Source organism: Rhodococcus antarcticus (assembly GCF_026153295.1).
Lineage (GTDB): Bacteria > Actinomycetota > Actinomycetes > Mycobacteriales > Mycobacteriaceae > Rhodococcus_D > Rhodococcus_D antarcticus.
The window spans coordinates 1,126,912-1,148,454 of record NZ_CP110615.1 but is presented as its reverse complement, the minus strand read 5'-3'; the positions used below and the strand labels follow the sequence as shown (position 1 = coordinate 1,148,454).

23 protein-coding genes are annotated in these 21,543 nt (G+C 73.4%); 13 read left to right on the top strand and 10 right to left on the bottom strand.

Going from position 1 to position 21,543, the window contains the following annotated elements; genetic code table 11:
* Positions 1 to 2: 2 nt before the first annotated feature.
* Both RHODO2019_RS05635 and dxs read right to left on the bottom strand, forming a co-directional pair.
* The gene (locus RHODO2019_RS05635; RefSeq protein ID WP_265384019.1) at positions 3 to 665 is read right to left on the bottom strand and encodes a response regulator transcription factor; all 663 of its coding nucleotides are present in this window, start codon (positions 663 to 665) and stop codon (positions 3 to 5) included.
* 47 nt (positions 666 to 712) lie between these two features.
* A complete protein-coding gene (gene dxs / locus RHODO2019_RS05630; protein WP_265384641.1) occupies positions 713 to 2,671 on the bottom strand; it encodes a 1-deoxy-D-xylulose-5-phosphate synthase in 1,959 nt (652 codons plus the stop codon).
* Positions 2,672 to 2,793: 122 nt separating this feature from the next.
* Here dxs and RHODO2019_RS05625 point away from each other — a divergent pair, with 122 nt between their 5' ends.
* Complete coding sequence (locus RHODO2019_RS05625) at positions 2,794 to 3,297, top strand: DUF1990 domain-containing protein (RefSeq protein ID WP_265384018.1); 504 nt, start codon at positions 2,794 to 2,796, stop codon at positions 3,295 to 3,297.
* A 77-nt stretch (positions 3,298 to 3,374) separates the two neighbouring features.
* Positions 3,375 to 3,668, top strand: coding sequence for a hypothetical protein (locus RHODO2019_RS05620; RefSeq protein ID WP_265384017.1), 294 nt, complete (start codon positions 3,375 to 3,377; stop codon positions 3,666 to 3,668).
* Between the two features lie 62 nt (positions 3,669 to 3,730).
* Here the strand turns inward: RHODO2019_RS05620 and RHODO2019_RS05615 are convergent, their stop codons facing one another.
* Together RHODO2019_RS05615 and RHODO2019_RS05610 are read right to left on the bottom strand one after the other, a co-directional pair.
* Positions 3,731 to 4,993 (bottom strand): class I SAM-dependent RNA methyltransferase, encoded by a 1,263-nt coding sequence (locus RHODO2019_RS05615; protein ID WP_265384016.1) that lies wholly within the window; start codon positions 4,991 to 4,993, stop codon positions 3,731 to 3,733.
* The gene (locus RHODO2019_RS05610; RefSeq protein ID WP_265384015.1) at positions 4,990 to 7,014 is read right to left on the bottom strand and encodes an APC family permease; all 2,025 of its coding nucleotides are present in this window, start codon (positions 7,012 to 7,014) and stop codon (positions 4,990 to 4,992) included. Before RHODO2019_RS05610 ends, RHODO2019_RS05615 begins: the two co-directional genes overlap by 4 nt.
* A gap of 100 nt (positions 7,015 to 7,114) precedes the next feature.
* Between RHODO2019_RS05610 and RHODO2019_RS05605 the strand changes: the two genes are divergently transcribed.
* Together RHODO2019_RS05605 and RHODO2019_RS05600 are read left to right on the top strand one after the other, a co-directional pair.
* Positions 7,115 to 7,777: a potassium channel family protein gene (locus RHODO2019_RS05605; RefSeq protein WP_265384014.1), complete on the top strand. Its 663-nt coding sequence runs from the start codon at positions 7,115 to 7,117 to the stop codon at positions 7,775 to 7,777.
* A gap of 70 nt (positions 7,778 to 7,847) precedes the next feature.
* Positions 7,848 to 8,504, top strand: coding sequence for a potassium channel family protein (locus tag RHODO2019_RS05600; RefSeq protein WP_265384013.1), 657 nt, complete (start codon positions 7,848 to 7,850; stop codon positions 8,502 to 8,504).
* Here the strand turns inward: RHODO2019_RS05600 and RHODO2019_RS05595 are convergent.
* Together RHODO2019_RS05595 and RHODO2019_RS05590 are read right to left on the bottom strand one after the other, a co-directional pair.
* A complete protein-coding gene (locus RHODO2019_RS05595) occupies positions 8,501 to 9,139 on the bottom strand; it encodes a DUF3159 domain-containing protein (protein ID WP_435532202.1) in 639 nt (212 codons plus the stop codon). The two genes, RHODO2019_RS05600 and RHODO2019_RS05595, sit on opposite strands and share 4 nt — an antisense overlap.
* 103 nt (positions 9,140 to 9,242) lie before the next feature.
* Positions 9,243 to 9,620, bottom strand: coding sequence for an OB-fold nucleic acid binding domain-containing protein (locus RHODO2019_RS05590; protein ID WP_265384011.1), 378 nt, complete (start codon positions 9,618 to 9,620; stop codon positions 9,243 to 9,245).
* A 106-nt stretch (positions 9,621 to 9,726) separates the two neighbouring features.
* Between RHODO2019_RS05590 and RHODO2019_RS05585 the strand changes: the two genes are divergently transcribed.
* On the top strand, positions 9,727 to 10,443 hold the full coding sequence (locus RHODO2019_RS05585) for an alpha/beta fold hydrolase (RefSeq protein ID WP_265384010.1): 717 nt from the start codon (positions 9,727 to 9,729) through the stop codon (positions 10,441 to 10,443).
* Between the two features lie 70 nt (positions 10,444 to 10,513).
* Here the strand turns inward: RHODO2019_RS05585 and RHODO2019_RS05580 are convergent, their stop codons facing one another.
* Positions 10,514 to 11,266 (bottom strand): DUF3710 domain-containing protein, encoded by a 753-nt coding sequence (locus RHODO2019_RS05580; RefSeq protein ID WP_265384009.1) that lies wholly within the window; start codon positions 11,264 to 11,266, stop codon positions 10,514 to 10,516.
* 2 nt (positions 11,267 to 11,268) lie between these two features.
* A complete protein-coding gene (gene dut / locus RHODO2019_RS05575) occupies positions 11,269 to 11,799 on the bottom strand; it encodes a dUTP diphosphatase (RefSeq protein WP_265384008.1) in 531 nt (176 codons plus the stop codon).
* Between dut and RHODO2019_RS05570 the strand changes: the two genes are divergently transcribed.
* A complete protein-coding gene (locus RHODO2019_RS05570) occupies positions 11,798 to 12,346 on the top strand; it encodes a DUF3093 domain-containing protein (protein WP_265384007.1) in 549 nt (182 codons plus the stop codon). The genes dut and RHODO2019_RS05570 overlap by 2 nt on opposite strands.
* An 18-nt stretch (positions 12,347 to 12,364) precedes the next feature.
* Here RHODO2019_RS05570 and RHODO2019_RS05565 read toward each other — a convergent pair whose 3' ends face one another.
* On the bottom strand, positions 12,365 to 12,667 hold the full coding sequence (locus tag RHODO2019_RS05565) for a DUF4193 domain-containing protein (protein ID WP_265384006.1): 303 nt from the start codon (positions 12,665 to 12,667) through the stop codon (positions 12,365 to 12,367).
* A 356-nt stretch (positions 12,668 to 13,023) separates the two neighbouring features.
* On the opposite strand from RHODO2019_RS05565, the gene RHODO2019_RS05560 reads away from it, so the two are divergent.
* Both RHODO2019_RS05560 and cei read left to right on the top strand, forming a co-directional pair.
* Positions 13,024 to 14,178 carry a phosphotransferase family protein gene (locus RHODO2019_RS05560; protein WP_265384005.1) on the top strand — a complete coding sequence of 385 codons (1,155 nt, stop codon included), beginning with the start codon at positions 13,024 to 13,026 and terminating at the stop codon, positions 14,176 to 14,178.
* 132 nt (positions 14,179 to 14,310) lie between these two features.
* Positions 14,311 to 14,997 carry an envelope integrity protein Cei gene (gene cei / locus RHODO2019_RS05555; protein ID WP_265384004.1) on the top strand — a complete coding sequence of 229 codons (687 nt, stop codon included), beginning with the start codon at positions 14,311 to 14,313 and terminating at the stop codon, positions 14,995 to 14,997.
* Between the two features lie 12 nt (positions 14,998 to 15,009).
* Here cei and RHODO2019_RS05550 read toward each other — a convergent pair whose 3' ends face one another.
* Positions 15,010 to 15,870 carry an inositol monophosphatase family protein gene (locus RHODO2019_RS05550; protein WP_265384003.1) on the bottom strand — a complete coding sequence of 287 codons (861 nt, stop codon included), beginning with the start codon at positions 15,868 to 15,870 and terminating at the stop codon, positions 15,010 to 15,012.
* A 147-nt stretch (positions 15,871 to 16,017) separates the two neighbouring features.
* Here RHODO2019_RS05550 and ppgK point away from each other — a divergent pair, with 147 nt between their 5' ends.
* The 5 genes from ppgK to RHODO2019_RS05525 all read left to right on the top strand — a co-directional run bounded on the left by ppgK (position 16,018) and on the right by RHODO2019_RS05525 (position 21,336).
* Positions 16,018 to 16,830, top strand: a complete 813-nt coding sequence (ppgK, locus tag RHODO2019_RS05545; protein WP_435532201.1) for a polyphosphate--glucose phosphotransferase — start codon at positions 16,018 to 16,020, stop codon at positions 16,828 to 16,830.
* Positions 16,831 to 16,992: 162 nt separating this feature from the next.
* A complete protein-coding gene (locus RHODO2019_RS05540) occupies positions 16,993 to 18,396 on the top strand; it encodes an RNA polymerase sigma factor (protein ID WP_265384001.1) in 1,404 nt (467 codons plus the stop codon).
* An 82-nt stretch (positions 18,397 to 18,478) separates the two neighbouring features.
* Entirely contained in the window at positions 18,479 to 19,174 is a 696-nt protein-coding gene (locus tag RHODO2019_RS05535) for a tyrosine-type recombinase/integrase (protein WP_265384000.1), read from the top strand.
* A gap of 311 nt (positions 19,175 to 19,485) precedes the next feature.
* On the top strand, positions 19,486 to 19,668 hold the full coding sequence (locus tag RHODO2019_RS05530; protein WP_265383999.1) for a hypothetical protein: 183 nt from the start codon (positions 19,486 to 19,488) through the stop codon (positions 19,666 to 19,668).
* 75 nt (positions 19,669 to 19,743) lie between these two features.
* Positions 19,744 to 21,336, top strand: coding sequence for a serine hydrolase (locus tag RHODO2019_RS05525; protein WP_265383998.1), 1,593 nt, complete (start codon positions 19,744 to 19,746; stop codon positions 21,334 to 21,336).
* Positions 21,337 to 21,543 lie beyond the last annotated feature (207 nt).

The window sequence follows — 21,543 nt, the reverse complement described above, 5'->3', positions numbered from 1 at the left end:
GCTCAGGCGACGGCGACCCGGTAGCCGGAGCCGACCACGGTCTCCACCACCCCGGGCTCGCCGAGCTTCTTGCGCAGGGTCATCACGGTCACCCGCACGGTGGTGGTGAACGGATCGGCGTTCTCGTCCCACACCCGCTCCAGCAGCTCCTCGCTGCTCACCACCGAGCCGCGGGCGGCCATCAGCACCTCGAGGACGCCGAACTCCTTGCGGGTCAGCTCGATCCGGCGACCGTCGCGGGTGAGGGTGCGCCGGGCGGGGTCGAGCTCCACGCCGCCGACCACCATGGATGCGGGGGTGGCAGGGGTCGCCCGCCGGCCGAGGGCGCGCACGCGGGCCACCAGCTCGGCGAAGGCGAAGGGCTTGGTGAGGTAGTCGTCAGCCCCGAGGGAGAGCCCCGAGACCTTGTCGGCGACGCTGCCGCTCGCGGTGAGCATGAGCACGCGGCTGAGCTCGCCGTTGGTCGTGATCTCCCGGCACAGCTGGTCGCCGCTCATGCCCGGCAGGTCCCGGTCGAGCACCACCACGTCGTAGCGGGTCACGCTCGCCTTCTCGTGGGCGGTGTCCCCGTCCAGGGCCACGTCGACCGCCATGCCCTCGCGCCGCAGCCCGCGCGCCACCGCGTCCGCCAGCGCCTGCTCGTCCTCCACCACCAGTACTCGCACGTCCACCAGCGTACGGACGCCACGCGGTTCGGCCAGGTCGAGCGCGCCTAGTGTCCGTCGGCTCCGTCACGGTCCTCGACGGGGCGGTCCCCGCGGTGCGCGCGCTCGGGCACGGCTCCCGGGTCGTCGGTCGCCATGCCCGCGACCCAACCCGTGATCCGGCGGGACAGCGCCCGCGCCGTGAGTCCGAGGTCGGTGAGCACCTCGGTGCGGCTCGCGTGGTCCAGGAAGCGTTGCGGCACACCGAGGTCGCGGCACGGGACGTCCACCTCAGCAGCGCGCAGCGCGGCCGAGACCGCCGAGCCGACCCCGCCGTGCACGCCGTTGTCCTCCAGGGTGAGCACGAGGCGGTGCCCCGCGGCGAGGGTGAGCACGTCACCGCCGACGGGCAGCACCCACCGCGGGTCCACCACGGTGACGCCGATGCCCTGCCGACCGAGGCGCTCCGCGGTCTCCAGCGCCAGCGGCACGAAGGAGCCCAGCGCCACGAGCAGGACGTCGGGGGCCTCGCCCTCGGACGGGCGGTGCAGCAGGTCCGCGCCGTGCGGCAGCCGCTCCAGCGCCGGCAGGCTCTCGACCACTGCGCCGGTGGGGAAGCGCACCACGGTGGGGCCGTCGTCGACCGCCACGGCCTCGCCGAGCTCCTCGCGCAGCGTCGCGGCGTCCCGCGGGGCGGCCACCCGCAGCCCGGGGACCAGTCCCAGCAGGGAGAGGTCCCACATCCCGTTGTGGCTGGCGCCGTCGGGTCCGGTGACCCCCGCCCGGTCCAGCACCACCGTCACGGGCTGGCGGAGCAGCGCCACGTCCATGAGGAGCTGGTCGAAGGCGCGGTTGAGGAACGTGGCGTACAGCGCGACCACCGGGTGCAGCCCACCGAGCGCCATCCCGGCTGCCGACGTCATCGCGTGCTGCTCGGCGATGCCCACGTCGAAGCACCGGGTGGGGAAGGCCTCGGCGAAGGCGCTGAGCCCCGTCGGCCCCGGCATGGCCGCCGTGATGGCCACGACGTCCTCGCGGCGGGCACCGATCTCCACGAGCTCGGAGCTGAACACCGACGTCCAGCTCGGCTTCTTCAGCGTCAGCGCCTTGCCCGTGACCGGGTCGATGACCCCGGTGGAGTGCATCTGGTCCGCCTCGTCGTTCTCCGCCGGCGCGTAGCCCATGCCCTTGCGGGTGACCGCGTGCACGATGACGGGTCCCCCGAAGGACTTGGCGCGGCGCAGCGCGGACTCCACGGCCTGCTGGTCGTGACCGTCCACCGGTCCCAGGTACTTGATGCCGAGGTCGGAGAACATCACCTGCGGGCTCATCGCGTCCTTGAGGCCCACCTTGAGCCCGTGCAGCATCGTGAACAGCGCGTTGCCGACCAGCGGCAGCCGCTGCACGGTGCTGCGCCCGGCGGCCAGGGCCCGCTCGTAGCTCGGCTGCAGGCGCAGGGTCGACAGGTGCGTGGCCAGGCCGCCGATGGTGGGCGAGTAGGACCGGCCGTTGTCGTTGACCACGATGACGACCGGACGGTCCTTGCCGGCCGCGATGTTGTTCAACGCCTCCCAGCACATGCCGCCGGTGAGCGCCCCGTCGCCGACCACCGCGACGACGTGCCGGCGCTGTCCCTGCAGCTGGAAGGCCTTGGCCAGCCCGTCGGCGTAGGACAGCGAGGCCGAGGCGTGGCTCGACTCGACCCAGTCGTGCTCGCTCTCGGAGCGGCTGGGGTAGCCCGACAGCCCCCCCTGGGTGCGCAGCGTGTCGAAGCCCGCCTGACGGCCGGTGACCATCTTGTGCACGTAGGCCTGGTGCCCGGTGTCGAAGACCACCGCGTCCGACGGTGAGTCGAACACCCGGTGGACGGCGAGGGTGAGCTCCACCACGCCGAGGTTGGGACCGAGGTGGCCGCCCGTGGCGGAGACCTTCTGCACCAGGAACTCGCGGATCTCGGTCGCGAGCCGCGCGAGCTCGGCGGCGTCGAGCCGTCGCAGGTCCGCGGGCGAGGAGACGCTCTGCAGCAGCGACAACGTCCGTCACGACCTTCCGGTGGGAGTCTTCGGGGATGGCAGCGAGAGTCTACGGAGGCCCGGCCGGGCCGGCTGGCCGTCTGGCGGCACGTCGCCGACCGTGGTCCGCTGGGTCGGTGGACCACCCCCGCTCCTCCCGTCTCACCGCGGCGGTCGCCCGCCACCCGCAGCACGCTCCCGCCGGTGCCCACACGCTGGACGTGGTGCGCGTGCTCGGTGTGGGCGACCCGACGTTCGAGACGGCGCGCGAGCGCCTGGCCACGTGGGTGACCCACCGCAACGCCCTGGTGGCCGTGGAGGCCGACGGACGGGCGGACACCCTGGGCACGACCGTGGTGCTCGGAGTCGGCCTGGGGCCGCTGCGGGCGTGGGCCGGGTGCCGGGTGGTGGAGGTGGTCGACGAGCCGCGCTGCGCGGGCTACGCCTACGCGACGCTGCCCGGCCACCCCGAGCACGGCGTGGAGCGCTTCACGGTCAGCCTTGCCCCGGACGGCACCGTCACCGGGCGGGTGCAGGCGTGGTCGCGGCCTGCGTGGCGGGTGCTCGCCCTGGCCGGACCGCTGGGTCGCGCGGCCCAGCAGCTGGTGGCCCGGCGCTACCTGGCCGCGCTGGTGGGTTGAGCGGCCCACACCGCTCCCCGACCACCGGCCGCGTGCTCACCGGGTCCGCACCCGGGTCCGGTGCCAGGCTCGACCGCATGACGACGTTCCTGGGCACCCTGCGGTTCACCATCACCGTCCACGACGAGGGTCGGGCCCGCGCCCTGGCCCAGGACTACCTCACCGCGGTCATCACCGGCGGTCTGGCCGGGGGCGCCACCCTGCGGTCCGCGGACGGGTCCTCGCCCGAGGTGGCCATCCACGGCGTGGTGCAGGACCCGGGCCGGCTCGCCGTGGTCGCGGCCGCCGCCCTCCTGCAGCGTGGGGTCGGCTCGGAACCGGCGGTGGAGATCGACAACGTCCAGGCGCTGTGGGACCCCCTCGACGAGTGACCCCTCCGCCGGCCCTCCGTCGCCGCTCAGGCTCCCACCCGGTGACCCCCCGGGCCGTCCCGTCAGACCGCGGGCGTGAACAGGGCGATGCACTCCACGTGGTGGGTCATCGGGAACGCGTCGAAGGCCCGCAGCCCCGTCAGCTCGTAGCCGGCCGCGGCCAGCAGGGCCACGTCGCGGCCGAGCGCGGCGGGGTCGCACGCCACGTAGACGACCCGTGCGGGCCCGGCCCCGGCGACCGCCTCGACCACGGCCCGGCCGGCCCCGTTGCGCGGCGGGTCGAGCACCACCACGTCCACCGGGCGCGGCAGCTCGGCCAGCTCGGCCTCCACGGTGCCGACCACGAACCGTACCTGCGGCAGGTCGGCCAGCGCGGCCGCACCGTCCGCCGTCGCGAGCTTGGAGCTCTCCACCGACACCACGGTGCCGTCGGGCCCCACCTGCTCACCCAGCACGGACGCGAACAGCCCCACCCCGCCGTAGAGGTCCCAGGCGGTGCCGCCGGCCGGCGCGGCGGACCACTCGCGCACCACGTCGGCGTAGACGTCCGCGGCCCCGGTGTGGCCCTGCCAGAACCCGGTGGCCAGCACCTCCCAGTCGCGCCCACCCGCTCGTTGCGCGGCCCGGCCGGAGCCGCGCACCACGCGCGGGCGGGTCCGCGGCCTCGTGCCGCGCCGAGGGCGGCGGCCGTCGGTGTCCGCCACGGGGACGAGCTCCACCACGTGCTGCGCGCCCGTGGAGTCGAGCACCGCGGCCACCTCCGCCCCCGGGGACCAGGTGCGGTCGGCCACGCCGTCGAGCGTGCCGGGCACGGCCTGCGGGCAGTCGGCCAGCGGGATCACCGTCGAGCTGCGGTGCACGTGCAGCCCGGTGCGTCCGTCACGCCCCACGGCGAGCCTCAGGCGGGTGCGCCAGCCGAGACCGTCGGCCCCGCCGGGCAGCTCCTCCACCACCACGTCCTCCGCGGTGGTGGTGAGCCCACCCAGGCGGCGCAGCTGCTCGGCCACCACCTCGGCCTTGAGCCGGCGCTGCGCGGGCAGGCGGGCGTGCTGGAAGTCGCAGCCACCGCACCCGCCCGGTCCGGCCACCGGGCAGGGGGGCACCACGCGGTCGGCCGAGGCGGACAGCACCTCCACGGCGTCGGCCCGGCAGAACGAGCCGCCCCGGTCCTCGGTGATCGCGGCCCGCACCCGCTCCCCCGGCAGCCCGTGGCGGACGAAGACCACCCGCCCCTCGTGGCGGGCCACGCAGAAGCCACCGTGGCCCACCGCGCCCAGCTCGAGGTCGAGCTCGCGCCCGGTCCAGTCCAGGGCCTGGACGCTCATCCGCGGGACTCGCCGTCGAGGCCCCGGCGCACCGCACCGGGCGGCAGACCACCCCGGTCGAGCGGCTCGGCATCCTGCGAGGACGTCAGCTGCCACGGCACGCTGGTGACCATCACCCCCGGCTGGAACAGCAGCCGGCTCTTCAGCCGCAGCGCGCTCTGGTTGTGCAGCAGCTGCTCCCACCACTTGCCCACGACGTACTCGGGGATGAACACGGTGACCACGTCGCGCGGCGCGTCCTTGCGCACCCGCTTGACGTAGTCCAGGACGGGCTTGGTGATCTCCCGGTAGGGCGACTCCACGACCTTGAGCGGCACGGGGATGCCCCGGGCCTCCCAGTCGCGCACCAGTTGCCGGGTGTCGGCGTCGTCCACGTTGACGGTGACGGCCTCGAGCACGTCCGGCCGGCTGACCCGGGCGTAGGCCAGCGCGCGCAGCGTCGGCCGGTGGATCTTGGACACGAGCACGATGGTGTGGTTGCGGCTGGGGAGCACGCCGTCCCACTCCCAGGCGTCCAGCTCCTCGGCCACCGAGTCGTAGTGCTTCCGGATCAGCCGCATGAGGACGAAGATCGCCGTCATCGCCACGATCGCGATCCACGCCCCGGCCAGGAACTTCGTGACGAGCACGATGACGAGCACCGTCCCCGTCATGGCCAGGCCCACACCGTTGATGACCCGGGAGCGCTGCATGTGCGAGCGGGCACGGGGGTCGGTCTCGCTGCGCAGCAGCCTGGTCCAGTGCCGCACCATGCCGGTCTGGCTCAGGGTGAAGGAGACGAACACCCCGACGATGTAGAGCTGGATGAGCTGGGTGACCTCGGCGCCGAAGGCGACCACGAAGGCGATGGCACCACCGGAGAGGAACAGGATGCCATTGCTGAAGGCGAGGCGGTCGCCGCGGGTGTGCAGCTGGCGCGGCAGGAACCGGTCCTGGGCCAGGATCGACCCGAGGACGGGGAAGCCGTTGAAGGCCGTGTTGGCCGCCAGCACGAGGATGAGCGCGGTCACGATGGCGATGAAGAAGAACCCGACGGGAAAACCGGCGAACACCGCCTCGGCCAGCTGCGCGACCAGTGTCTTCTGCTCGTAGCCCGCGGGAGCACCGAGGAGCTGGGTGGCCGGGTTCTCGGCGTACTTCACCCCGAGCTGCTGGGCCAGCACGATGATCCCCATGAACAGGGTCACGGCGATGGTGCCCAGCAGCAGCAGCGTCGTGGCGGCGTTGCGCGACTTCGGCTTGGTGAAAGCCGGAACCCCGTTGCTGATGGCCTCCACCCCGGTGAGCGCGGCGCAGCCGGAGGAGAACGCGCGGGCGATGAGGAAGACGAACGCGATGCCGAGCAGGTGGTTGTCCTCGGCCCTGAGGGTGAACCCGGACGACTCCGCGTGCACGTCGCGGCCCAGGACCAACGTCTGCAGCAGCCCCCACACCAGCATCACGGCCATGCCGCCCATGAACAGGTAGGTGGGGATGGCGAACGCGGTGCCGGACTCACGGACCCCGCGCAGGTTGGCCGCGGTGAGCAGCGCGATCGCGGACACGCAGAAGATCACCTTGTGCTGGGCGATGAACGGCACCGCCGAGCCGATGTTCTCGGCCGCGGCCGAGATCGACACGGCCACCGTGAGCACGTAGTCCACGAGCAGGGCCGCGCCCACGGTGAGCCCCGCGGTGGGGCCGAGGTTGGTGGTCGCCACCTCGTAGTCGCCACCGCCGGAGGGGTAGGCGTGCACGTTCTGCCGGTAGCTGGCCACCACCACGCCCATCACCAGGGCCACGGCGAGACCGATGAACGGGGTCAGCGCCACCGCCGAGACCCCGGCGACCGAGAGCACCAGGAAGATCTCCTGCGGCGCGTAGGCCACCGAGCTCATCGCGTCGGAGGCGAACACCGGCAGCGCGATCCGCTTGGGCAGCAGCGTGTGGCCCAGGCTGTCGCTGCGGAACGGGCGCCCCAGCAGCAGGCGCTTGGTCACGCTCGAGAGCTTGGGTCGCTGCACGTCCGGAGCACTGGCCACGACGACGCAGCGTAGAGGCCTGCGGTGGTGCCCGGGGTCGCGACCGGCCGGACCCGGTAGCGTCTGCCCGTCCCGTCTTCGTCGGTGAGAGGTCTGACCAGTGCACGTCGTCGTCATGGGATGTGGTCGCGTGGGCTCGTCGCTGGCCGCCGGGCTCGAGCGCCTGGGTCACGAGGTGGCCGTCATCGACCGCGACCCGACCGCCTTCCGCCGCCTCGGCGCGGACTTCGCGGGCCAGCAGGTCGCCGGGATGGGCTTCGACCGCGAGGTGCTGCTGGCCGCGGGCATCGAGCGGGCCGGAGCCTTCGCCGCGGTCTCCAGCGGTGACAACTCCAACATCATCTCCGCCCGCGTGGCCCGCGAGAACTTCGGCGTGGAGCACGTCGTCGCACGGATCTACGACGCCGGACGCGCCAAGGTCTACGAGCGCCTGGGGATCCCCACGGTGGCCACCGTGCCGTGGACCACCGACCGGTTCCTGCGCACCCTGCTCAACGACTCGAGCGCACTGGCCTGGCGAGACCCCTCGGGCACGGTCGCCGTGGTCGGGCTGGACCTGCACGAGGACTGGGCCGGGCACCGGGTGACCGAGCTCGAGGCGACCATCGGGGCGCGGGTCGCCTTCATCGTCCGCTTCGGCAACGGGGTGCTGCCGGTGAGGGACACCGCCGTGCAGGCCGATGACCAGGTCTTCGTGGCCGCGGTCTCCGGCACCGTCGCCGAGGCCAAGGCGCTCGCCGCCCAGGCACCCCCCACCGACTGATGACCACGACCGCAGCGACGGCCACCGCAGCCGCCGGAACGGCCATCCGACCACGGACGGAGCAGCACGCATGAGGGTGACGATCGCCGGAGCCGGAGCCGTGGGCCGCTCCATCGCCCGGGAGCTGCTCGACAACGGCCACGAGGTGATGCTCATCGAGCGCAACCTGGCGCACATCGACGGCGAGTCGGTGCCCGCTGCGGAGTGGGTCAACGCCGACGCCTGCGAGCTCGCCTCCCTCGAGGAGGCAGGCGTGCAGAACTGTGACGTCGTCATCGCCGCCACCGGGGACGACAAGGTCAACCTCGTGGTGAGCCTGCTGGCCAAGACGGAGTTCGCGGTCCACCGGGTGGTCGCTCGCGTCAACGACCCCCGCAACGAGTGGCTCTACACCGAGGCGTGGGGCGTGGACGTCGCTGTCTCCACCCCCCGGATGCTGGCGGCGCTGGTCGAGGAGGCCGTCTCGGTGGGCGACCTGGTGCGGCTGATGACCTTCCGCCAGGGCCAGGCCAACCTGGTGGAGGTGACGCTGCCCCCGGACACCCCCCTGGCCGGACGCGCCGTGAAGTCGGTGGTGCTGCCACGCGACGCAGCCCTGGTGACCGTGATTCGCGGCGGACGGGTGATCGTGCCCCAGGCCGACGACGCGCTGGAGCCGGGCGACGAGCTGTTCTTCGTCTGCGTGGCGGACGTCGAGGACGAGATCCGCTCGGCGCTGACGAGCTAGCGCGTCCACCCGTCGACGTCCGGCGGGTCCACGGCCGCCCGAACGGTCTCCTCCGCCGCGGCTGCAGCCCGGTCACCACGGCGCACCACCCACACCGTGAGCAGCAGCACCGCCCCGGTCAGCGGCCAGCCCATGGCGATCCGGGCCGCGGCGAGCCAGCCCGTCTGGTCGCTGTTGTACAACCAGTACTGCACGGCGAAGCGCGCGAAGAACAGCACCGCCCACGCCAGCGAGGCGACGTCGTAGGAGCGCACGGCCTCCCGGCTCTGCCGCCAGGACCACCCGTGCCCGTTCAGCAGCGACCAGGCGACGCCGACCAGTGGCCAGCGGACGAGCACCGACACCACGAACGCGCTCCCGTACAGCACGCTCGTCCAGATCCCCAGCAGGAAGAAGCCCTTGGCGGAGCCGGTGCGGTGCGCGACGTACGCGGCGACGGCCACCCCGAGGAGGCCGGAGACCGCGGGCTGGAGGGCCTCCCGCCGCACCAGCCGCCACACGGCGATCGCGGTGCCGGCCCCGACGGCCGACCAGATGGCCGGCGTCAGACCGGTGGCGGCGTTGACGATGACGAAGACGAGCACCGGTAGCGAGGACGAGACCAGCCCGGGGACCCCCCCGAGCTGCTCGAGGATGGTCTTGCCGCGGACCTCGGTGTTGAGGCCGTCGGTGCTGGAGCCGTCGGTGCTGGAGCCGTCGGTGCGGGGCGCGCTCACCAGGGGCACCGCGCGGGTCGGCTCAGGACGTGCACTTCAGCTCGTACTCCGGGTTGTAGAGGACCTTGCGGCCGTCCCGCTCGGCGAGGCGCCCGTGCACGCGGATGGTGCGTCCGGGCTCGATGCCGGGAATGCGGCGACGACCGATCCACACCAGCGTCACACCCTCGGTGCCGTCGAAGAGCTCGGCCTCCAGCGTGGCCGCGGCGGCCTGCGGGCAGACCTCGACGGAGCGGAGCCGGCCCAGCACCGTGACCTCCTCGCCACGGGAGCAGTCGCAGGCCCGCTGGGCGCCGGAGGCCTCGGAGGTCTCCGACATCTCGCGGGCGTCCAGGGTGTCCACGTCGGTGGTGATGCGTCGTGCGAGACGACGGAAGTAGCCGGCGGCGGTGCTGGCCATGGGAGCGCTCCTGGCACGGGTGGGGTGACCGGTGCGTCCGGTCGGTGCAGGCGCCAGCGTAGCCGCGCCCGCACCGACCGTGTCAACCGACGGGCACACTCCTCCGGTGCATTCCGCCACCCCGCCGACGCGCGCCCTGCTGCTGCCCGGCAGCGGCTCCGACGCGGTGTTCCTCGGCCGCGCGTTCTCCGCTGCGCTGTCCGCCGTGGGCGCGCGTGCGGTGGCCGTGGAACCCGACCCGTCGGCGGTCGCGGACTCGGGCCGACGGGCGCTGGACGAGGCTGCGGCGGAGCCCGGTCCGCTGCTCGTCGGCGGGGTGTCCCTGGGCGCAGCGGTGGCCGCCGGGTGGGCGCTGCGGCACCCGGGCCGCGCCTGTGGGCTGCTGCTCGCCCTGCCCGCCTGGTGGGGTGCGCCCGCCGGCGCGGCAGCGGCCGTGCTCGCCGCGCACAGCGCCGCGCGGCTGCGGGAGCTGGGGCTGCAGGGTGCCCTGGCCGAGGTGCAGGCGGGTTCACCCCCGTGGCTGGCCGCAGAGCTGCGCCGGGCCTGGAGCCGCCAGTGGCCGCACCTGCCCGCAGCGCTGGACGAGGCGGCGGCACACCTCGCGCCCACCGTCACCGCACTCGCCGCCCTCGACGTCCCGATCGGCCTCGTGGCCGCGGTGGACGACCCGGTGCACCCGCTCGCGGTGGCCCTGGAGCTGGCCACGGCCGCCCCGGCGGCGCGGCTGGAGCTGGTCACCCTGGCCGAGCTCGGTGCCGATCCCGGTTCGCTGGGCCGCGCGGCCGTCCGGGCGTGGCAGCAGGCCGGCGGCACCGCCGGCTGATCCAGCGCCCCCCGGGTGCACCCACCCGGCCGGGTCGAGCACCGCGCAGGAATCCGCGAGCAGGTGGGCGCTACTGCGGTCCGGGGGCCACGCCCTCGGCCTGCTGCATCGCCGAGGAGCCGCCGTCCGGGTCCCCGGTCTGCTGGTCGGCCGCCGACATGGCGGCCTGCTCGGCGGCCTGGGCCCGGGCCGCGTCGAGCTGCTGCACCAGCACCGCGGGCAGCGTGACCGGCAGCGTCGTGCGCACGGGCAGGGGCTCGTCCCCACGGACCACGACCGTGTCGGCGAGCACCTCACGGGCCGTCACGGCCAGCGCAGCCACGGTGGAGGCCGGGCCGGACGCCACGCAGCGCACCATCCACCGCGGGCCGTCTACACCGAGGAAGCGCATGGCCCCCCCGGGACCGATGCCGAGCACCTCACGGCCCCACGGGCCGTCCTCCACGGTGACCTGCGCCTGGTCTGCACGCAGGCCCTGGGACAGCTCGGCGGCCACCTCGCGCCACTGGCCGGGACTGCGCGGGGCCGCGAAGGCCGCCACGGTGATCCGCCCGTCCGCCGTCACCAGGTGCACCGAGCGGACCGAGCCGGAGGTCTCCATCTCCACCTGGACCTGGCCACCCTCGGGCATCGGCACCCGGACCGAGCCGAGGTCCAGACGACCCTCTCCCTCGGTGGGTGGTCCGACCTCGCTGCTGTCCCAGGGGCCGGTCTCGGGACCGTCCTCGTCGGTGGACGCGTCCCGCTCGCCGCCCGGGTCACCCAGCGGTGCCCGCTCGTCGACCGGGGTCACCCCGTTCTTCTTGCTCCGTCGTCCGAACACCGTCACCGACCTCCCGGTCCCACGCCGCCGACGAGACTGGTGTGCCCGCCGCTCGACCCGTGCCCCTGCTCCCCGCGCTCGGACGCGGGCAGCTCCTCCACCGGCACCAGGCGCACGTCCTCGACCCGCTGCACGAGCAGCTGTGCGATCCGGTCGCCCCGGCGCACCTGGACGGCCTCCGTCGAGTCGTGGTTGACCAGGCAGACGAGGACCTCACCGCGGTAGCCGGAGTCGACCGTGCCCGGCGCGTTCAGCACCGTCAGCCCGGCCCGGGCCGCGAGACCCGAGCGCGGGTGCACGAGGCCCACGGTCCCGACCGGCAGGGCAAGTGCCAGCCCGGTGCCCACGAGGGCGCGCGCCCCCGGCTCGAGCCGGACGTCGGTCCGTGCCAGCAGGTCCAGCCCGGCGTCGCCCTCCCGGGCCCGCCGGGGCAGGCCGAGCTCCACGTCGAGCACCCGCACGGGCACGTCGAGCGGGAGGCCGTCGCGGGCGGAGGAAGGGAGCACGACGGGCGAGACTACTCTGGGATCCATGGCTGACCTTTCTCTTCCGCCGCTGACCGTGCCGACGGTGCCGGGGCCACGCGACGGGGCGGATCCCGCCGGGGCGCAGCACGACGAGCGGCTGAGCGTGCCGGCGTGGTGGTGGGTGGCCGGGCTGGGCCCCACGCTGATCCTCGCCGCCGAGGTGCACATGGGGAGCCCCGGCGTGCAGGCGTGGTTGCCGTACGTGGTGCTCGTGCCGCTGGTCGTGTGGCTCATCGCCCGCTACGGCCGCATGCGGGTGCAGGTGACCGAGGGCGAGCTCCGGGTGGGGCAGGCGCACCTGCCGCTCGACGTGGTGGCCCGGGCGGCCGCCGTCCCCGCCTCGGCCAAGCGCGCGGCGCTCGGACGCCAGCTCGACCCGTCGGCGTTCGTGCAGCACCGCTCCTTCGTGCCGACGATGGTGCTGCTGGTGCTCGACGACCCCGACGACCCCACGCCCTACTGGCTCCTGAGCACCCGGCACCCGCAGCGCCTGCTGGGCGCGCTGCGGGCCGGGGGCGTCACCGTGGTCGACGGGGCCGGCAGCCCCGCCTGACCGACCGGTCGCGTCAGTTCAGGCGGCGCAGTCCCGGCAGATCGCGAGACCCTTCCGATCACCGGCGTACCGGCTGCGGTGGTGGACCAGGAAGCAGCTCGAGCAGGTGAACTCGTCGGCCTGCTTGGGCACCACCCGGACGGAGAGCTCCTCGCCCGAGAGATCGGCCCCGGGGAGCTCGAACGACTCCGCCGTGTCCGTCTCGTCGACGTCGACCGCGGAGGACTGCGCCTCGTTGCGGCGGGCCTTGAGCTCCTCCAGCGAGTCCTCCGAGACCTCGTCGGACTCGGTGCGACGCGGAGCGTCGTAGTCCTGTGCCATGTTCCTCAAACCCCTGTCCTGCGCGTGCTCTCGCGGGTGCGCGTTCTCGTGCGTGGTGCTGGCCCGCCGGTGGCTCGACGGCTGGTCCGTCCCGGTGGTGGCCGGCGGCGTGGGTCGTGCCTGGTGGTCGTGCCCCTGCTCCGCTGCCGTGCGGCTGCACAACGTGCGGGAACGGGTAGTTGTGCCCGCCGTCGCAGCTGCGCTGCTGTGACGTGCGTCTCACCGGTGGGCAGGGGGTCGTGGACGCCCCACGGACCCGTGAGGCGGCTGGACAATAGCCCACCGGGACCCGCCCTCGCCGACGGGCACACCCGGGCGGCACGGGCGGCCGGAGGGCGCGGTTGTACGGTGCGGCGGTGAGCCACGACACGACGTCGCCGACGACGCCCGACCAGCCCGCCGACACCGTCCCGGGCGGAGCCGTCGACACCGTCGCCGCCGGCGCCCCACCGGCCGTGGTGGGCCCGTGGCTGGCCCAGCAGCTGGGAGACCCGGCGTGGGCGGAGTCCCGCGTGGCCCCCATCGGCGACGGGCGGTCGAACCTCACCTACTCGGTGACGAGCACCGCCGGCTCCGTCGTGCTCCGGCGGCCGCCGCTGGGCTCGGTGGCGGCCACCGCGCACGACATGGGGCGCGAGCAGCGCGTGCTCACCGGGCTGGAGCACACCGCCGTCCCGGTCCCCCGCGTGCTGGCCACCGAGACCACCGGCGACGTCCTCGGCGCGCCCTTCTACGTCATGGAGCTCGTGGACGGCGTGGTGCCCCCCGGCTCGGCCACGCAGCCCTGGGTGAGCACCCCCGAGCAGCGCTGGGCGGCGGGCAACGCCGTGGTGGACGTGCTCGCCGACCTGCACGCCGTGGACCCCGCGTCGGTGGGCCTGGCGGAGTTCGGCCGCCCCGCGGGCTTCATGACCCGGCAGGTGCGCCGGTGGGGCACCCAGTGGGAGACCTGGCGGGAGGCCTTCGGCGCCGCGGACGGTGCCGGTGCCGACCGCCCCGAGCTGACCAGGCTGGGTGAGCGCCTGGCCGCGGCCGTGCCCACCTCCGACGCCGTGTCGGTGGTGCACGGGGACTACCGGCTGGAGAACACGATCTTCGACCGGGCCGAGCCCACGCGGGTGCGCGCCGTGCTCGACTGGGAGATGTCCACCCTCGGCGACCCGCTGGCCGACGTCGGGCTGCTGCTCGTGTACTGGCACCAGGCGCAGGAGCGCCCGCCGTGGAGCGCGGCGCAGTACCTGCCGAGCGCGAGCAGCGCGCCCGGCTTCCCCACCCGCACGGAGGTGGTGGCGCGGTACGCGCAGAGACGGGCGCTCGACCCCGACCAGCTCGCCGAGCAGGTCCCGTTCTACGTCGGCTTCGGCGCGTTCAAGCTCGCGGTGGTGCTCGCCGGGGTGGTGGCCCGCGCCAGCGCCGGCGCCGCCGACGCCCGCACCGGCCGCGGACTGCAGGGCGCGCTCGACCCGCTGGTCGCCCTCGGCCACCACGTGCTGGACCACGGGCTCGAGTGACCCGGGCCCCGGCGCGGCCGCGCCGGGGCACGAGCCCGCGCCCCTAGGCTGGGGCGCCCGCGACGCACCCGGCGCGGCGGGCAGGACGGCGCACGGTCGCCGCAGCAGAGTGGAAGGTCCGACGACACGGTGGTGACGACCTCAGAGGAGACCGCGACGGGCCGGGGTGGCTACCGCCGGCGACGGCGCCTCCCCGCCCTGGTTCTCCTGCTCGTGCTGGCCGTGGTGGTGGGCGTGGTGTGGCGCCAGGTGCTCGGCAGCGAGGCCACCGTCGCCGGGGCGTCCGCCTGCCCGGCCCCCCCGACCCCGTCGGCCAGCAGTGATCCCGCCGTCCCCGCCGCCGCTGCTCCGGTGGTCGGCACCACCGTGAACCGCACCACCCTCGAGGCGACCGCGCCCGCCGCCCCGCGGGACACCAGCGTGCGCGTGCTCAACGCGAACGGTCAGCGGGGCCAGGCGGGGCTCGTCTCCGCCGAGCTCGCACAGCCCCAGATCGGCTTCGTGCCCGCGGCGGACAAGCCCAGCGGCAACGACACGATCTACACCGACCAGAACATGCAGTGCGTGGGCCAGATCCGCTTCGGCCCCGCCGGACTCGCCCAGGCGCGCACGCTGGCGCTCGTCGTGCCCTGCGCCGAGCTCGTCCAGGACGCTCGCGCCGATGCCGTCGTCGACCTCGCCCTCGGGACCACCTTCAGCGCCGTGACCCCCAGCGCCGCCGCCCAGACCGTGCTGACGGCGCTGAACTCGGCAGCGCCGGGCACCCCCGCCACGATCGACCAGGCGAGCCTGGACGCTGCGAGCAACGCGAACTGCTGAGGCGCGGGCTGGTCAGCGCTCCAGGCCCCCGGGAGCGTGCCGGGCCAGCAGAGCGGCCAGCTCGGCGTGCACCCCGGGTGCGGCAGCCACCACCAGCCGGCCGGCCGCGCTCAGCGCACTCGGCTCCGGCAGGCGCACCACTGCCCCGGCCTCCTCGGCGACGAGCGAGCCGGCGGCCCAGTCCCACGGGTTGGTGCCGTGCTCGTAGTACGCGTCGACCCAGCCCGCGGCCACCGAGCACAGGTCCAGGGCGGCCGACCCCGCGCGGCGCACGTCGCGCACGTGCGGCAGCACCCCTGCGAGCAGGGCGCCCTGCAACGCCCGGCGGGCGGGGTCGTAGGCGAACCCGGTGGCGACCAGCGACATCCGCGCCTGCGTCACCGCCGTGCACCGCAGCGGCCGCCCGTCCAGCGTGGCTCCCGCCCCGCGCGCCGCCGCGAAGACCCGGCCCGCCACCACGTCGACCACCGCGCCGGCCACGCTCACACCGTCGCGCTGCACCCCCACCGAGACCGCGTACACGGGCAGCCCGTAGAGGAAGTTCACGGTGCCGTCGACGGGGTCGAGCACCCAGCGCAGCCCCGCCGTGGCCGCGGGGTCGCCGCCGTCCTCCTCGCCGAGCACCGCGTCGTCGGGCCGCAGCCGGGCGAGCTCGGTGCGGAGCAGTCGCTCGGACTCGGTGTCCACCACGGTGACGGGATCGGTGTCGGTGCTCTTGGTCGCGGTGCTCCCGGCCGCCGCGGTGACCGCACCCGTCACGTCGTGGCCGAAGACCTCCTCGCGACGACGTCGCACGAGTGCGGCCGCGGTGGTCGCGAGGTGCACGGCCACCTCCCGGAGCTCGACGGGGCTGGGGCTTCCGGTGTCGTCCACACCCCACCCCAGCACACACCGACCTCCGGGCGGACCCCCACTAGGGTTCCGCGCAGCAGGACGACGCGGCCGCCCGGCCCGACCACGGAGGAGACCAGCGCGATGAGCGAGGCAGACGTTCCGCACGCTGCGCCGGGAGCGGCCGGAGTGGGCGCGGTCCCGGCCAGGACCGCGCGGACCGCCGCAGGCGTCGCCACCACCCCCGCCCCCGGCAGCCGCGGGTTCGGGGTGGACGTCGGCGGCAGCGGCATCAAGGGCGGCATCGTCGACCTCGACACCGGGGAGCTCGTGGGGGACCGCGTCCGCATCGACACCCCTCAGCCCGCCACTCCGCACGCGGTGGCCGACACCGTCGCCGAGCTCGTCGGGCAGTTCGACTGGGACGGCCCCGTCGGGATCACGCTGCCCTGCGTCATCAAGTCCGGCACCGCCCGCACCGCCGCCAACGTCGACCCGGGCTGGATCGGCACCGACGCGGTCGCGCTGTTCCAGGGCGTGCTGCCGGGGCGCACCATCACCGTGCTGAACGACGCCGACGCCGCCGGCATGGCCGAGAACCTCTACGGCGCGGGCAAGGACGTCGACGGCGTCGTCATCCTGCTCACCTTCGGCACCGGCATCGGCTCGGCCGTGATCCAGGACGGGGTGCTGCTGCCGAACACCGAGCTGGGCCACCTCGAGGTCGACGGCAAGGAGGCCGAGCACCGGGCCGCCGCCTCGGTGAAGGAGACCAAGGGCCTCTCCTGGAAGGAGTGGGCCCCCCTCGTCTCGCAGGTGCTCACGACGCTGGAGAACCTGCTCTGGCCGGACCTGTTCATCGCCGGCGGTGGGGTCAGCCGCAAGGCGGCCAAGTGGATCCCGCTGCTGGACAACAGGACGAAGGTCGTCCCGGCCACCCTGGAGAACACCGCCGGCATCGTGGGGGCCGCGGTCGCGGTGGCCACGGGCGTGGCCCCCTGACCCGCCTCCGGGTGCTGCGGGCGACCTGCGCCGCAGCAGTACGAAACGTCGTTACAATGGTTTCCGGGCCGCTGCTGAAGAGCCGGCCCGACCACACGACCTCTCCGCCGGGGCCACCACCCCCGGCGTGACGCCGCACGACACCGTCGCGAAAGGGCGTACGTGGCAGCCACCAGCACCAGCAAGACCGCAGAGGCTCCGAGCGCATCCGCGCCCGCCGCCAAGGCCCCCGCCAAGCGGGCCCCGGCGAAGAAGTCTCCCGCCACCAAGACTGCGGCGACCGCCACCACCAAAACTGCGGCGACCGCCACCAAGAGTCCGGGTGCGGCCACCAAGGCGCCGGCCCGCAAGGCTGCGGCCAAGGCCGCTCCCGCGGCGGGCCCAGCGGCGAAGACGACCGCCCCCGCCGAGGTCGTGGACCTGGCCGCCGGGTCGGCCGCTGCCGACCTGGTAGTGGACCCGGACGCCGACGTCTCACCCGAGAGCGACGTCGTCGAGGTCGTGGCCGTCGGTGCTGCCGGCGACGACGACAAGGACGAGGTCGACACCGAGCCCTCCGACAAGGACAAGGCCTCGGGAGACTTCGTCTGGGACGAGGAGGAGTCGGAGGCGCTGCGCCAGGCCCGCAAGGACGCCGAGCTCACCGCGTCCGCCGACTCGGTCCGCGCCTACCTCAAGCAGATCGGCAAGGTCGCCCTCCTCAACGCCGAGGAGGAGGTCGAGCTGGCCAAGCGCATCGAGGCGGGGCTCTACGCCGTCGAGCGCATGCGGGTCATGGCGGAGAAGGGCGAGAAGCTCACCGTCCCCGTCCGCCGCGACCTCACCTGGATCACCCGCGACGGCAACCGGGCCAAGAACCACCTGCTCGAGGCCAACCTGCGCCTGGTGGTGTCCCTGGCCAAGCGGTACACCGGTCGTGGCATGGCGTTCCTCGACCTCATCCAGGAGGGCAACCTCGGCCTGATCCGCGCCGTCGAGAAGTTCGACTACACCAAGGGCTACAAGTTCTCCACGTACGCCACCTGGTGGATCCGGCAGGCCATCACCCGGGCCATGGCCGACCAGGCCCGCACCATCCGCATCCCGGTGCACATGGTCGAGGTCATCAACAAGCTCGGGCGCATCCAGCGCGAGCTGCTCCAGGACCTGGGCCGCGAACCCACGCCGGAGGAGCTGGCCAAGGAGATGGACATCACCCCGGAGAAGGTGCTGGAGATCCAGCAGTACGCCCGGGAGCCCATCAGCCTCGACCAGACCATCGGCGACGAGGGTGACAGCCAGCTCGGTGACTTCATCGAGGACTCCGAGGCCGTCGTGGCCGTGGACGCGGTGAGCTTCACCCTGCTGCAGGACCAGCTCCAGTCGGTCCTCGCGACGCTGAGCGAGCGCGAGGCGGGCGTGGTGCGGCTTCGCTTCGGCCTCACCGACGGCCAGCCACGCACGCTGGACGAGATCGGCCAGGTGTACGGGGTGACCCGCGAGCGCATCCGGCAGATCGAGTCCAAGACGATGTCGAAGCTGCGCCACCCGTCGCGGTCCCAGGTCCTGCGCGACTACCTGGACTAGCGGTCAGGACCTCTCGGTGGGTTGACCTGCGGTGGTGCAGGTAACGGGGAGGAGAGCAGACAAGCACAGCGCTGTTAGTCCTGTGCCCCGTCGCTCTCCTCCCCCACCGCTGGACGTCTCCACCCTGCCCGACTCGTGGCTGCTGCACCTGCGGGCCGAGCGCAAGAGCCCCGCCACGCTCAAGGCCTACGGGGACGGCGTGCGCCGCTCCCTCGCCTGGGCCGACACCGAGGGTGTGCCCGCGGTGCTGGACCGCCCTACGGGCAATGCCTTCACCACCGCCCTGCTCGACGGTGGCGCCGAGCCGTCCCCCGCCCGCTCCCGCCAGCTTGCGATCCGCCGCTTCTCCGCGTGGCTCACCGACGAGGGTGAGCAGGAGACCGACGTGCTGCTGATGCTCGAGCCGCCCAAGCTCGACACCAAGGTCACCCCGTCGCTGACGTCGGACGAGCTCGAGGCCCTGGTGAAGGCGTGCACCGGCCGCGAACTCCGGGACGGCCGGGACGAGGCGATCGTGCGGCTGATGACCGAGACCGGGATGCGCGCCCGGGAGATCGTCTCCCTGACCACGCCCGACGTCGACCTCTCAAGGGGCCGCAGGGACCAACCGCGCAAGGGCGCCACACCTAGGGCCGCTTGCCGTGGGCGGGTTGTCGTGCTGTCTGGCGTCATTTGGCCGTCCACCGGTGGCGGCAGGGGTTCCTGTGCAAGGGTGGCGCCATGGTTGTGGTGGTGCCGCGCTCCTGTCGCTTGTATCGGGCCGTTCCCGTGGTCCTGACGGTGTTCGCCGCGGCGTGCGCGCCGGGGACCTCGGGGACCATGTCGGGCAACTCGGTGCCGCCGTCTGCGACCGCTGCAGCGACGGTGAGAAGCACGCCCTCGACCATGGTGACGACCCTTCCCGCTACCAGCTCTCCCGTGCCGAAGCCCGGTGGACCAGCCGCGAGCACATCCACGGCCTTGTCCGCGGCAATCCCGCAGTTCCTTTGCCAGGCAGCTGAGCAGCCCCGAGACACTGCAGACGCATACACAGGGGCGCTGAGCTCAGGCCAGCTCGCGCAGGCCACCGCGTGCGTCTATCCCGGGACGGTGCCCGAGGACACCAGCCGGGGGCTGCTGGTGACGGGCACCAAGGGAAGCGCCTATACCCTCAATGAGTCCGCCAGCAGCACGTCGGTGTTCGTCTATGACGGGCGACGAGGTCGCCTCACGGTCACGGTCACCGCAGAGCCGGACGGCCATAACTGGGTCACAGGCGTGGGACGGGGCTGACCCTCCCCGCGACCGATCCCATTGATGGCCTAGATTCGCAAACTTTACGAAGGCTTCTGGCGAAGGGTGGTAGCAGTGCAGGGTGGGGTCCTCAGGGCACGATTTGTTGCCGCCGCCGCGGTCCTGGTGACGGCCCTGACCGTGACGGCGACCCCCGCGGCTGCAGCGGCCGCCGCGGGCGCCGCCCCCGACGACGTCGCGGCCGCAGTTGCGTATGCCCATCAGCAGGGCTACCGCTCGGCCGTGGCCGTGCTCGACATGAACAGCGGCGGGTATTGGACCGCGGGCGACCCGGACGCGACGTACTCCTCGGAGTCCCTCATCAAGCTCTTCATCGCCACCCGCCTGCTTGCCGACGGGAACATGAGTGGGTTCAACGAGACCACCGCCTACAAGATGATCACCCAGTCCGATGACGCCTCAGCGAACACTCTCTACGGGCGCACGGGCGGCGACGCCAACATCACGTGGGTCGAGCAGCGCTACGGGATCCCGTGGCTCGGGTCGCCACCGCCCCAGGCGGGGTACTGGGGGGCGACCCCGGTGACGGCGCACGGGATGGTGTCGTTCTACGCAGCAGTCCGCGCCGATCCCGTGGTGTGGCCGTGGCTGTCCAACGCAATCCACAACGCGACGCCCTACGGCTCGGACGGCTTCTACCAGTTCTTCGGTATCCCCAGCGCGACCACCGGAGCGGGCATCAAACAGGGGTGGGGCAACGACACCCCCACCGGGGTGCCGGAGCAGAACTCCACTGGCGTCGTCAACGGTGACCGCTTCGCGGTGGCGATCCTCACCCAGGGCCCCGGCTACGGGGGGGCACTCTCGGATGTGGTCACCCAGGAGGCCCGCTTGGCCTTGCCCGGTGGTGTCGTGCGTCTCCCGGCGCCCCCGCCTCGGCTGGTCGTGCTCGGTACCGACGGGCTCGTGTACGCCAGGGAGGGTGGCCGCACCGCGCCATGGGTGACCGAGACCAGCAACGGGGTCGAGGTCGGTTCTGCGGGCACACGGCTGGCCGTGGTCGACAAGACTGGTCTGCTGATGGTCAAGGAGGGGGGTCTCACTGCGGGCTGGGTCACTGAAAGCGGCGGTGTCGCCCACGTCGCGGTGACTACAAACCGCCTTGGCGCAGTAGGAACCGATGGCTCCGTGTACGTGAAAGAAGGCAACCTTTATCAGGGCTGGGTGGCCGAGACCAGCGGGGCACGTTCGATAGGGCTCTCAGGCGACCGCGTCGCGGTCCTCACCACCGACGGCACCCTGATGGTAAAGCAGGGCAACCTCTACGCGCCCTGGGTGGTGGAGGCGACCGGGGTGACGCAGGCCTCGGTAGACGGCACTCGCATCGGCGTCGTCACCACGGACGGGACTGTGATCGTCAAGGAGGGAGGACTTTATGCCCCTTGGGTCGTGGAGACGGCCGGCGCCCACCAGGTTGTTCTGTCTGCCGCCCGCCTCGGCGTGGTCCTGAACAACGGAACCTTGATGATGAAGGACGGAGACCTTTTCAGCACCTGGGTCGTCGAGACCGACGGAACCAGTTCCGTCAGCCTCGCCGGACAGCGTCTCGCCGCTCTCCGTGGCACTGAGGTGTGGGCCAAGGACGGCAGCCTCTACAGCCCGTGGGTGGTTGAGACCGGTGGAGCAATACAGGCCATCGTGAGCTGACACGGCTCCGCTCAGCCTGACCGATAACCGAATCGGGTCCGGCAGAGCGTGGTGTTGACCAGGCCAGAAACCAGGCCAGGTGGGCAAGCGGGCGGCCGTCCAGGATCATCCGTAAGGGTGGGTCGACGACTACGCCGTTGCCCATGGCGTCGATACCACGCCCCTGCCGTCGAACATGTGTTCGATGGCAGGGGCGTGGCGGCTTCT